Source organism: Autumnicola edwardsiae (genome assembly GCF_031846505.1).
GTDB lineage: Bacteria > Bacteroidota > Bacteroidia > Flavobacteriales > Flavobacteriaceae > Autumnicola > Autumnicola edwardsiae.
Genome location: NZ_JAVRHP010000096.1, coordinates 1 through 11,778, shown reverse-complemented (window position 1 = coordinate 11,778; position 11,778 = coordinate 1). Strand labels below are relative to the sequence as shown.

At 39.3% G+C, this 11,778-nt stretch carries 10 protein-coding genes; 3 read left to right on the top strand and 7 right to left on the bottom strand.

All coding sequences use genetic code 11. From position 1 onward, the window contains the following. Positions 1-296 precede the first annotated feature (296 nt). On the bottom strand, positions 297-902 hold the full coding sequence (locus RM529_RS14105) for a superoxide dismutase family protein (RefSeq protein ID WP_311485410.1): 606 nt from the start codon (positions 900-902) through the stop codon (positions 297-299). Between the two features lie 334 nt (positions 903-1,236). Here RM529_RS14105 and RM529_RS14100 point away from each other — a divergent pair, with 334 nt between their 5' ends. Then, a complete protein-coding gene (locus tag RM529_RS14100; RefSeq protein WP_311485409.1) occupies positions 1,237-2,331 on the top strand; it encodes an AI-2E family transporter in 1,095 nt (364 codons plus the stop codon). Between the two features lie 18 nt (positions 2,332-2,349). On the opposite strand, the gene RM529_RS14095 is transcribed toward RM529_RS14100, so the two are convergent. From RM529_RS14095 to RM529_RS14070, 6 genes are all read right to left on the bottom strand, one after another. Beyond that, positions 2,350-3,564 (bottom strand): bifunctional alpha/beta hydrolase/OsmC family protein, encoded by a 1,215-nt coding sequence (locus RM529_RS14095; RefSeq protein ID WP_311485408.1) that lies wholly within the window; start codon positions 3,562-3,564, stop codon positions 2,350-2,352. A 110-nt stretch (positions 3,565-3,674) separates the two neighbouring features. Further along, positions 3,675-4,430 (bottom strand): 3-keto-disaccharide hydrolase, encoded by a 756-nt coding sequence (locus RM529_RS14090; RefSeq protein ID WP_311485407.1) that lies wholly within the window; start codon positions 4,428-4,430, stop codon positions 3,675-3,677. A 10-nt stretch (positions 4,431-4,440) separates the two neighbouring features. Beyond that, positions 4,441-5,499, bottom strand: coding sequence for a sugar phosphate isomerase/epimerase family protein (locus RM529_RS14085; RefSeq protein ID WP_311485406.1), 1,059 nt, complete (start codon positions 5,497-5,499; stop codon positions 4,441-4,443). A 14-nt stretch (positions 5,500-5,513) separates the two neighbouring features. Further along, positions 5,514-6,653 carry a Gfo/Idh/MocA family protein gene (locus RM529_RS14080; RefSeq protein WP_311485405.1) on the bottom strand — a complete coding sequence of 380 codons (1,140 nt, stop codon included), beginning with the start codon at positions 6,651-6,653 and terminating at the stop codon, positions 5,514-5,516. A gap of 13 nt (positions 6,654-6,666) precedes the next feature. Continuing rightward, complete coding sequence (locus RM529_RS14075) at positions 6,667-7,905, bottom strand: nucleoside permease (RefSeq protein WP_311485404.1); 1,239 nt, start codon at positions 7,903-7,905, stop codon at positions 6,667-6,669. A 1-nt stretch (position 7,906) separates the two neighbouring features. Further along, positions 7,907-8,926: a sugar phosphate isomerase/epimerase family protein gene (locus tag RM529_RS14070; RefSeq protein WP_311485403.1), complete on the bottom strand. Its 1,020-nt coding sequence runs from the start codon at positions 8,924-8,926 to the stop codon at positions 7,907-7,909. A 141-nt stretch (positions 8,927-9,067) separates the two neighbouring features. On the opposite strand from RM529_RS14070, the gene RM529_RS14065 reads away from it, so the two are divergent. Together RM529_RS14065 and RM529_RS14060 are read left to right on the top strand one after the other, a co-directional pair. Continuing rightward, positions 9,068-10,768, top strand: a complete 1,701-nt coding sequence (locus RM529_RS14065) for a GMC oxidoreductase (RefSeq protein WP_311485402.1) — start codon at positions 9,068-9,070, stop codon at positions 10,766-10,768. Positions 10,769-10,779: 11 nt separating this feature from the next. After that, entirely contained in the window at positions 10,780-11,460 is a 681-nt protein-coding gene (locus tag RM529_RS14060) for a gluconate 2-dehydrogenase subunit 3 family protein (RefSeq protein WP_311485401.1), read from the top strand. Positions 11,461-11,778: the final 318 nt, after the last annotated feature.

Sequence of the window (11,778 nt, the reverse complement as noted above, 5' to 3'; positions counted from 1 at the left end):
GGAGCGGCTACCGTGTAGCGTGGATAGCCCGGCCCGAAGGGCACGCCATAATAAGAATTTTATTAAAATGTTTCAGAAACAGGATCAGAAAATTAGGTTCTTAATCTACTGCTGATTAAAAGATATTTTTTAAATAAAACTTTTTTATAGTCCAGGTGTAAAATGATACCTGAAAATTGGCAAATATCGGCCCTCATAGAAGTGGGACCTTCTTTCGGGGAATGTTCAGAAATAAAAAAAGGGTCTAACTTAAAAAGCCAGACCCGTTTTTTATAATCTCGTTAAATTAGGGAGTTTTACATTTCAATTTCTCCACAACCTACTCTTGTTCCTGCGTCTCCTGATGGTTGTGATGTATAATCGTCTACTCCATCGTGCACTATAACAGCTTTTCCTACGATGTTCATGTTTTCATCGTCACAGCCTATACACCATTGGTCTGTTGACATGCTAACATTCCCTTCTCCATTGCTGTCCACTTGAAAATTGCCAATATCTCCTCTGTGATATCCTTCACTGTCACCCCATTCACCGTGTGGCTCATTTGTTGGATTCCAATGACCTCCGGCAGAAGATCCATCTTCTGCAGAGCAGTCTGCATTTTCATGAATATGGATAGCATGAGTACCTTCAGAAAGACCGCTTATGGTTCCTTCCATTCGTACTTCTCCATTTTCTTCAGTAAAAGTTACAGAACCTGAAAGGTCACTGCCGCTTTTTGCTTCCAGATCTACGGTTATCTCCTTTGTTTCTTCAGAAGAACGATCCTGATCTTCTTCTTCTGTCATTAATTCACTATCTGTTGTGGTTTCCATTTCATTTTCATTTTGTTCTCCTTCGTTTTTACAACTGAAGATGAAAATAGAGGCACAAAACAGTAAAGATATACTAATACGTTTCATAATGTTATAGTTAATTTTCTGGTTATACTATACTAAATTAAATCTATTAAAAGCTTTGACCAAAGATTTAAGGATAGCTTAACAGTGAAGCAGAGAAGGATTTGGACAGGTTTTTCAGGATATTTTTAGAATGAGGTGTGAAGATAAGCTCATTTTTATTCTTCGTTTCGTATTGATTTTTAATTTCTCTTTTTAAGAACGTCGAGCTATTGCTTATGGTAAAGTAAGAAAGGAGAATTTTAATTATCTTTAATTTGGACAGGGAATATCTGTACAAGCTTAATCGATCAGACCCCTATTCTGAAAATGTAATAATCGTATCTAAAAAAGCGAAATGATAATACAAAAATTTCAAAAGACAAATACAATACTATTTTTCTGTTTCCTCTTGATTGTTGGCCTCTATTTTAGCGCACCGTTACTCATACCTATCATATTTGCCGTTTTTTTATCCACACTAATGGTTCCTGTAAGTACGTTTCTCGAAACTAAAGCAGGTGCAGGAAGAATTACATCTTCCTTTGTAAGTACATTTATCCTATTTATGGGTGTGGGGCTGGTTCTTTTTTTTCTTTTTCGGCAACTTGGTGTTTTTCTCGACGATTTAATTGAAAGAAGGGATGAAATAGGAGAATATGTAGCAGTGCTTCAGGAAAAAGTAATGAGTGCTACGGGTTTTTCACTGGAACAGCAAAGAGAAATTTTTCGGAATGAAATGAGTTCAATTATTGACTGGCTTCAGGTATTCATTTCGGGAGTTCTTGCCAGTTTAACAGAAGTCGTTATAAAATTTTTACTGGTTTTAATTTACGTTTTCCTTTTTCTAATAAACAGAGACAAATTTAAAGAGTTTCTAATGATGTATATTCCCGGGGATAAAGAGCAGGAAACGGAGCAGATAATAAGGGAAACCTCCAGGGTGGCTCATAAGTACTTGTGGGGAAGAATTCAGGTAATGATTTTACTTGCTATTCTTTATATCATTTCTTTTACCGCATATGGATTGGAACATGCACCATTACTTATACTTTTTGGCACCTTGATCACAATAATACCATATATAGGACCTCTGATAAGCGGGATTCTTCCAATTTTATTTATGATTGTTTTTGGTGGTAGTTATATAGAAGTAATTTCTTTTACACTAATTGTAATTATTATCCAGTTAATGGAGAGTTATGTTTTTGAACCTGTCATTATTGGGTCTGAGGTGCAGCAAAGTCCTTTATTTATAATAATCGCCGTTTTGGTAGGAGGTGTTGTATGGGGAGCGGCAGGTCTTATTCTTTTTGTTCCAATCTTTGGAATTATAAAAATAATTGCAGATCACCATGCAGAGCTGCGGCCTATTGGATTTTTAATGGGTTACAAGAGGCCCGGAGCAAAGGAGACGATTATAGAAAAATTTCAAAGAAAGATAAAGCAGTAGCTGCTTAACTCATACAGACTAAGATTCGATTAATTTTGTAAGAATTGTCACTTTAGCACTTAGCGTTTTGTGCACGGGACATTTATCAGCAATTTCCAGCAACCGCTCTTTTTGTTTTTCCTCCAGATCGCCGGAAATAGAAATTTCCCTTTCAAAAGTGTCAATTTTTGAGCCGTCTTTATCGCAGTCTTCACAGTCCTTAGCATGTTGCTTAGCATAATTTACATGTGTTTCTACATTTTCTACCGGCCATTTCTTTCTCTTTGCATACATCTGGATCGTCATAGAAGTACAGGCAGCCAGACCTGCAGAAAGAAATTCGTATGGTGTGGGTCCAAAATTGTTTCCGCCCATTTTCACAGGTTCATCTGCAGTAAAATTATGAATACCTGCCTTGACCTGGGTGGTAAATCCTTCTTTCCCAAGGTTAGCCACGACCTGATGGTCTGTTTCCAGGTCCTGTATTTCTTCGAGTTCTATATATTTTTCTGCCCATGTCGCTATCACCCTTCCCGCATAAATAGAGTATTCCTTATCGTTTAAAAGGTGATCTGCCCCATCCAGTGAAACAAAACTTTTAGGGTGACTTACTGCTGTGTAAAGTTCTTCAGCATTTTTGACTTCTACAACTTCGTCCTGAGGGGAATGAAGTATAAGAATAGCTTTTTCCAGTTTTGATAATCGAGACCTAAGGTCATGCTTCTGAAGGTCTTCCAGGAACTGCTTCTTAATTTTAAAGGGTCGGCCTCCTATATTTACAGTGGCATTTGCATCTTTCATAAGCTTGTCCATTTGTTCAGAAAGCAAGCCTTCTACATGCGTAATAGTGGACGGGGCGGCAATGGTAGCTATTGCTTTTACAGATTCTATTTCTTCGGAAGCCATTAAGACAGCAGCTCCTCCCAGCGAATGGCCCACGAGTACAGAAGGGGACTTATGCTCTTTCTTCAGAAATTTTGCTGCAGCAACTAAATCCTGAACATTACCTGAAAAATTGGTATCAGAGAAGTTGCCTTCACTTTCCCCCAATCCGGTGAAGTCAAATCGTAGCACACCAAAGCCACGTGAAGCTAACGTGCGGCTGATATTTTTGGGTGCAAAAAAGTTTTTATTGCAGGTGAAGCAATGAGCAAACAAGACAAAATTATGAGGTTTTTGATTAGTGGGAAGTTCCAGGTACCCCACCAGTTCATTACCCTCATTATTTTTAAAAGCGACTTTTGTAGTTTTCATTTTAAAAACTTTAATTAATAAATTAGGAAAAATAACTCTAATGAAACCATAAAAACAAAAAAGCTGCATAGAAATCTACACAGCTTTTGTAAATAGGCGTAAAAAACGATTTATTCCAGTTCTTTGATTCTAATGTTTTTGAAGGCAACCTTGTTCCCGTGATCCTGAAGGGCGATATGGCCGGTACGGCTTTTGCCAAAATCTTCCCAGTCACTGAATTTTGACTCTGACACCATTTGCTCCCACTCATCTCCATGAACGGGAAATTCTGTAACTTTTGTTCCGTTTAGAGTCACACTACCTTTGTTGTTTTTGTGATCAATAACAATAGACTGGGTGTTCCATTCTCCTGCCGGATTGGTTACATCCTCACCTGGGGGAACCATATCATACAAAGCTCCCGCTTGTCGTACGGGACCGTTTTTAGCGTCTGGATGCCTTTCGTTATCGAGCAGCTGAATTTCAGGTCCGGTATAGTACGGCTCATTATATTCTTCCATTTCCTGAACGCCCCACATAATACCGCTGTTTCCTCCTTCGGAAATTTTCCATTCAAAATCGAGCTGAAAATTAGTGTACTCGTCTTCTGTAATCAGGTTTTCAGATCCTTCAGGACTATCTTCAGAAGGAGTAAAAACTATAGCTTCTCCTTCTTTTTTCCATTGATCAGAAATAGAATCGGTTTTATATGCCTTCCAGCCACTTAGGTCATTTCCTGAAGAAAGCTCCTGCCAGTCGTTTTCCTGATCCTGTGTAACGACACTCTGCTCTTCAGTTTGAACATCTTGTTCTTCTTGTTCAGTATTATTTTTACATCCTGAAGCCAGAGCTGCCAGAGCGATAATGCTTACATTAAATAGTTTCATATTTTTCAGCTTAACTATTGGTGCCCAGGAGTTGTTTTAATCTTTCCTCATTAATCTCTGTTCCCGCGAAATCATCAAATTTCTTTTCTGTGGCCTGAATAATGTGGCTTTGGATAAATGGAGCACCTTCTTTTGCTCCCTGTTCAGGAGATTTTATGCAGCACTCCCATTCCATTACTGCCCATACATCACAACCGTATTGTGTTAATTTGGAAAAGATTGTTCTAAAATCTACCTGGCCATCACCGGGGCTCCTGTAGCGACCTGCACGGTTAATCCAGTCTTCATAGCCACCAAATGTTCCTTTTTTGCCCGTAGGATTAAATTCGGCATCCTTAACGTGAAACATTTTTATAAACTCATGATAATTATCAATATATTCAATGTAATCCAACTGCTGAAGTACAAAATGACTGGGATCATAAAGAATATTCACTCTTTTATGGTTATTCGTTGCCTCTAAAAAGCGCTCGAAGGTCACCCCATCGTGCACATCTTCTCCCGGATGTACTTCATAACAAACATCTACATCCTGCTCGTCAAACTCATTGAGAATTGGAACCCACCTTTCAGCAAGTTCTTTGAATCCCAGTTCTACAAGTCCTGCAGGACGTTGTGGCCAGGGATGGGAGGTATGCCATAGCAGAGAACCGCTAAAAGTTCCCATTACATCCAATCCCAGGTTACGCGTGGCCTTAGCTGCGCTTTTTAACTGGTCTATTGCCCAATCTGTTCTTTCTTTTGGCTTATTGTGTAGTTCTTTAGGCGCAAAATTATCGAACATTTTATCGTAGGCAGGATGTACGGCTACAAGTTGCCCCTGTAAATGCGTGCAAAGCTCTGTTATTTCCAGTCCGTAAGATTCAATTTTACCTTTAAGTTCATCGCAATAGTTTTTGCTCTCTGCGGCTTTCTTCAGGTCTATGAGCCTTGGTTCCCATGTAGGGATTTGTATTCCTTTATATCCTAATCCTGAAGCCCACTTGCACAATCCATCCAAAGAGTTAAAAGGTTCTTTTTCATCGATAAATTGTGCCAGGAATACTGCAGGTCCTTTAATTGTCTTCATTTTCCGGTTTTTTATTATTCATCAATTTTTACCCATACGTTCCCTTCTTTATGGGAGTGCACAGCTTTTTCTATAAAATTCATCCCCCTCAACCCATCCCTGAGCTGTGGGAATTCGGCAGGATGATAGTCTTCCCCATTAATAGCACGGGCTACACCTTTATAAATATTACCCATAGAATCAAAAATTCCTTCGGGGTGTCCCGGCGGCAGTTTCGTTCCGTCAAGGGAAAGTTTACTGTTGTAAGGATGTCCCGGCTTTAAGACCCGCATTGGCTGTCCTTCCTCCAACATGTAGAGATAATTGGGGTTTTCCTGCTCCCACTTTAAACCAGCCTTTTCTCCATAGATCTTTACAGTAAAATTATTTTCTTCACCTGTAGCAATTTGGCTGGAACGTATTACTCCTTTTACATATTCTGAACATCTTAAAAGCACAGTTCCGTCAATATCCATTACGTTGTCTTTGTACAAGTAATTAAGGTCTGCCAAGATTTCCCGGACTTCCAGACCGGTGACGTATTCCACCATGTCAAAAGCGTGAGTGCCAATATCACCAACACAACAGCTTATTCCGGACTTTTCAGGATTAAGACGCCATGTACTGGAACGTTTCTCCTTATCATGAATAATAGAATTGATCCAACCCTGATAGTACTGAACATCTATTTTCTGGATTTTGCCCAGTTCCCCATTGGCAATCATTTCCTTCATTTGCCGTACCATAGGATATCCCGTATAGGTATAAGTTACTGCAAAGATGCTTCCTGATTTCTCCTGTGTCTCCTGTAGAATTTTAGCTTCTTCGTAAGTAGTGGTCATTGGCTTTTCGCATATTACATTAAAGCCGTTTTCCAGCAGCTTTTTAGCCATGGGGAAATGTAGGAAATTAGGGGTGAGGACAGATACTACCTGGATTCTCTCATTTTCAGGAAGGGATTTTTCTTTTTCAATAAGAGTATCAATATCTTTATAGATCCTGTCTGTACCAATGCCAATCTCTTTTGCAAAACTTATGCTTTCTTCAAGTTCAGGATTAAAGGCACCTCCCACCACTTCATATTTGTCATACATGGCAGAAGCCACCCGGTGAAGGATGCCTATTAGTGAATCACCGCCTCCACCAAGTATGCCTAATTTTATTTTTCTACTCATAATTTATATGCTTTTAAATTTCTATATCTTTCTTTTCTATTTTTTCATTTCTGAAGAATATAGCAAAAAGTACCATTACTGCAAAAGCGAAAATTGCAGGGAAGGTCCATACTCCTGTCCAGTTTTGATTGCCGTCACTTAACATATTAGCATCACTTACCAGTCCTGCAACGTAGAAACCTATGAGCATTCCAACTCCATAAGTGGCAAGGGTAATAAGGCCTTGCGCTGCACTCTTAAAATTTTCTCCCGCTTTGGAATCTGTATATATCTGTCCTGAAACAAAGAAGAAATCGTAGCAAACCCCGTGTAGGGCAATCCCGATTAGCAGCATAAAGGAAAGCTCATCAGCATTACCATATGCGAAGAGCAGGTATCTTGCGGCCCAGGCAATCATACCCATCAAAAGTGTCATTTTTATACCATATCTCTTTAGGAAAAATGGAATTAGAAGCATAAATAAAACCTCTGAAGCCTGGCCCAGAGCCGCTTTTGCTGTTGAATTTCCAACACCTATATCTGTTAAGAAAGGACTGAGGTGCTGGTAATAGAATGCCAGCGGAATACTTATAAGAATAGATGACAAAAAGAAAATCAGAAAGTTTTTACTTTTAAGCAACTTTAGCGCATCCAGACCTAAAACTTCAGTAAGGCTGGGTTTTTCTCCTGTCTTTGCTTTTGGCGGAGTGCTTGGCAAAAAGAAACTGAAAATGCCCAAAAATGCTGAAGCAGCAGCAGTCATTAAGAATGTATTCCTAAGCATTCCTTCTTGAATTCCTTCCGCAGAATCCCAACTAAAAATGTAACTAATAGCCACCCCGGAAACTATCCAACCAATGGTTCCAAATACCCTGATAAAGGAAAATTCTTTAGCAGGATCCTTCATTTGATTAAAACTTACAGAATTCACTAAAGCAAGTGTAGGCATGTAAGCGATCATATAGGCGAGTATATAGGGATAAAAAGTCGTGAAATCTTCGGCATAAGCCATTTTGTACATCAAAAAAGCACCGATGAGATGGAGAATTGCTAAAATCTTTTCAGCATTAAAATACCTGTCGGCTATAAGCCCAATTATAAACGGGGCAATAATAGCGCCCCAGGATTGGGTAGAGAATGCAGTGGAAATCTGCGTTTGAGTCGCCTCAAGATTGTTTCCCAAAAAAGTTCCTAAAGTTACAAACCAGCCTCCCCAAATAAAGAATTCGAAGAACATCATAATAGAAAGCTGAAAGCGTGTACTATTTTCCATGTTATTGATTATCTGAATTTAAATTAGTTCCTTTTTCGATCAAAAGTTCCCTTGTTGCAAGGATACCTTCCTCTGGAGATAGGCCGCTTCCTTCATATTCTATACCCACATAGCCGGTATATCCTGCATCTTTTACAATTTGCAGCATTCTTTCAAAATCGATAGTGGTTTCTTCCCCCTCCTCATTAAATTCGTAGGCTTTTGCACTCACGGCTTTTGCGTAAGGCATCATTTCTTCTACTCCCTGGTATTTTGGATATTCTTCTACACATTTGGCTTCATATCTTTCGCCACCTTCTCTTTTCAGGCAGAAATTTCCAAAGTCCGGTAGCGTTCCGGCGTTCTCCATATTTACATCTTCCATAACTTCAGCCAGAAGGGCCGCATTGGAGGAATAATAGCCGTGATTTTCAACAAGAACATCAATATTTTTATCGGCAGCATATTCTGAAAGCTTTTTAAGTCCGTCTGTGGCAGCAGCTTTCCATTCCTCCTCGTCTTCACTTCCAAAAAGGTTTACACGTATAGCGTGAGCACCAAGAAACTCTGCCGCATCTACCCATTTTTTATGCTTCTCTACCGCCTCGTTTCTTTCAGCTTCATCTGCAGAGGCCAATTCCCCTTCATGATCTACCATTATAAGAACATTTTCCACATTATACTCCTCACTTTTTGCCTTAAGAGTGTCCAGGAGAGACTGTAAAGCAGCCTGGGGATCTTCAGCATCTGCATATCTGCTGGTATATAATTGGCTTACATATTCGATACCCTCAAAACCCATTTCACTGGCTCTTTGAGCAAAATCTACAGGATCCATGCTACCATCTTTAATTGGTCCCGAAAGTGACCATTGGGCCAGGGATATTTTAAAAAAAGGATCTTTTGTGTTTGTAGTATCATTTTTTTCAACAGTTTCCTGATTGGAATCTTTTTGGTTGCCATCTTTGCAGGAAATAAAGCCAAGACTGAATAGCATAATGAATGCAGCTATTCCGGAGAATTTGAAATAAGAGATTTTCATGTTTAGTTAATTGATAGAATAATTTATTTAACAAATTTGAAATTTAAAAGTAGACTTTTTTTTAAAGATGAAAAATTATAAGCATAAATTTCTATATTTGGAACTATATCTATTATTTCATTAATAATTAACTGCTGAATTGTGAGTAATTTTTACGAAAACGATAGCTATGATGCTATAGTTGTTGGAACTGGTATTAGTGGTGGTTGGGCCGCTAAGGAACTTTGTGAAAAAGGATTTAAAACTCTGGTGCTGGAAAGAGGTCCCATGGTAGAACATGTAAAGGATTATCCTACTATGAACGATGATCCCTGGGACTACAAGTATAAGGGACAACAAACACGCGAAGATAAGAAGAGGCAGTATAAACAAGCAAGGACAGGTTATACCACCAATGAAGCCAGCGCTCATTGGTTCGTAGATGACATAAAACATCCTTATAACGAGGTTAAAAGGTTTGACTGGATGCGCGGATACCACGTAGGGGGAAGATCTATTATGTGGGGAAGACATAGCTACCGTCTAAGCGATTTGGATTTTACTGCAAATAAAAAGGACGGCAATGGAGTAGATTGGCCTATTAGATATAAAGATATTGCACCGTGGTACGATTATGTAGAATCTTATATAGGAGTAAGTGGAGAACGATTAGGTCTAAGTCAGTTGCCTGACGGGCAGTTTTTACCTCCTATGGAGCTTAACTGTGTAGAGGATCATTTAAAAAAGAGTATAGCTCAAAATTTTGACGGGAGGGTCTTAACACCAGGCCGGGTCGCCCATATTACAGGTGATACAAAATTTGAGGGCCGCTCAAAATGCCAGTTTAGGAACCGCTGTGTTAGAGGTTGTCCTTATGGAGGTTATTTTAGCAGTAACTCTTCTACTTTACCTGCGGCAGATCGTACCGGGAATATGACCTTGCGTCCTAACTCTGTAGTGCATGAAGTAGTATATGATGCAGAAACCAAGCGGGCTACCGGAGTTAAAATTATTGATGCAGAAACTAAGGAAACATTAGAATACAAGGCTAATGTAATTTTCCTTTGTGCTTCATCAATGGCTTCTACCAGCATTATGTTACAATCAAAATCTGATCGTTTTCCAGATGGATTGGGAAATGACAGCGGCGAACTGGGACATAATGTTATGGATCACCACTTTAGAGTTGGAGCATCAGCAAAATTTGATGGTATGGAAGATTCCTATTATAAAGGAAGGAAACCAAATGGTATTTATCTCCCGCGCTTCAGAAATATAAATGGCGATGAAAATCTTGGCTTTACCCGGGGTTATGGCTACCAGGGAGGTGCAAGCCGTGGTAATTGGGAAGAAAACATTGCTGAAGCTGCTTATGGACAGGAACTTAAAGAAGCTATTACCAAGCCAGGAGGTTGGACAATGGGTCTGCTTGGCTTTGGAGAAACTTTGCCTTATCACGAAAACAAGATGTTCCTGGATTATGATAAAACCGATGAATGGGGATTGCCTACAGTAACTTTTGACGCAGAATTTAAAGATAATGAATTGAAGATGCGAAAGGATATGCAGGAGCAGGCTGTGGCGATGTTGGAAAAAGGAGGTTTTAAAGATATTAGTGCGTACGATCAGTTAGGAGCCCCCGGTTTGGGAATCCACGAAATGGGTACTGCCAGAATGGGTAGAGATCCTAAGACATCTGTGCTCAACGGGAATAATCAGGTTCACGAGGTTCCGAATTTATATATAACAGACGGTGCTTTTATGACCTCTGCGGGATGCCAGAACCCATCATTGACCTATATGGCCATGACGGCCAGGGCGGCAGACCATGCCTCTAAAAACTTTAAGAAATCTAACGTTTAATATTTGGGAAAATGAATAGAAGACAGGCTTTAAAAAATATAGGACTTGGAGCGGGAATAATGGTTGTGGGACCAACTACGCTTGGGCTCTTGCAGAGTTGTAAGAATGAAAGGAACTATGAATGGGAACCAACTTTTTTAAGTGCTGCCAATGGTTTTGCCCTTACAAGAATACTTGATGTAATAATACCAACAACAGACACTCCTGGTGCCGGCGATCTTAATATTGCGGAATTTTTGGATTCTTATATTAATGAAGTAGCTTCTGAAGAAAGTCAGAAGGAATTTAAGGAATCTGCAGATGCCTTTTCAAGAGCTTTTGAAAATATGTTTGATAAAGGCGTAGGCGAAGGAAGTGAGGAAGAGTATGAACAAATTATCGAAAGATATCTTCGCGCAACCCCTGAAGAAAGAGAAAGCTATGTAAAACGTAATACAGAAACTCAGGATCCACAGGATAAAGATCCGGCAGAAGATAATGAAGGAGTTGATACTAATTTAAAATATTCCGGAATCAGTGCTGATGCCGGTGCTTATTCTTATTTGCGGAATGTAAGGGAAATGGCTATCTGGGCTTGGAAAACCAGTGAAGAGGTAGGGGAAAACGTACTATGGTATGATCCCATTCCAGGTGAATATATCCCCTGCGGTCCTGTAGAGGAGCTTGGTGGTGGCAAAGCGATGTCACTTTAAGATGTAGTTGTAGAAAAGTTTAGCAGAAAAAAATTGCGATATTATCATTATCCTATGTAATGTTGTTCTAATTGAAGCGTGCTTTTTCTATCAGGATGAACCTGTAGATCATGTTTCTGTGACAGGCTGAACGGCATTACGATAATTGTCATTTTTGAGCTGTCTCTTTTGCGATTCGGGAGTAATTAAATTTACTGAAGCAAAACAACAAGAGATGATAGAATCAACTATTTTATCTTAATATTAATATTGGAAAAATAAAAAAGGAGAAGCTGTTCGAGCTTCTCCTTTCTTGTATATAATAATCAATTTAAAGTA

What these genes read in the sequence shown, in the direction of transcription:
- RM529_RS14095 (WP_311485408.1), bottom strand. Translation starts at nt 3,564, where the DNA reads ATGAAAACTACAAAAGTCGCTTTTAAAAATAATGAGGGTAATGAACTG.
- RM529_RS14060 (WP_311485401.1), top strand. Translation starts at nt 10,780, where the DNA reads ATGAATAGAAGACAGGCTTTAAAAAATATAGGACTTGGAGCGGGAATA.
- RM529_RS14085 (WP_311485406.1), bottom strand. Translation starts at nt 5,499, where the DNA reads ATGAAGACAATTAAAGGACCTGCAGTATTCCTGGCACAATTTATCGAT.
- RM529_RS14090 (WP_311485407.1), bottom strand. Translation starts at nt 4,430, where the DNA reads ATGAAACTATTTAATGTAAGCATTATCGCTCTGGCAGCTCTGGCTTCA.
- RM529_RS14105 (WP_311485410.1), bottom strand. Translation starts at nt 902, where the DNA reads ATGAAACGTATTAGTATATCTTTACTGTTTTGTGCCTCTATTTTCATC.
- RM529_RS14100 (WP_311485409.1), top strand. Translation starts at nt 1,237, where the DNA reads ATGATAATACAAAAATTTCAAAAGACAAATACAATACTATTTTTCTGT.
- RM529_RS14070 (WP_311485403.1), bottom strand. Translation starts at nt 8,926, where the DNA reads ATGAAAATCTCTTATTTCAAATTCTCCGGAATAGCTGCATTCATTATG.
- RM529_RS14080 (WP_311485405.1), bottom strand. Translation starts at nt 6,653, where the DNA reads ATGAGTAGAAAAATAAAATTAGGCATACTTGGTGGAGGCGGTGATTCA.
- RM529_RS14075 (WP_311485404.1), bottom strand. Translation starts at nt 7,905, where the DNA reads ATGGAAAATAGTACACGCTTTCAGCTTTCTATTATGATGTTCTTCGAA.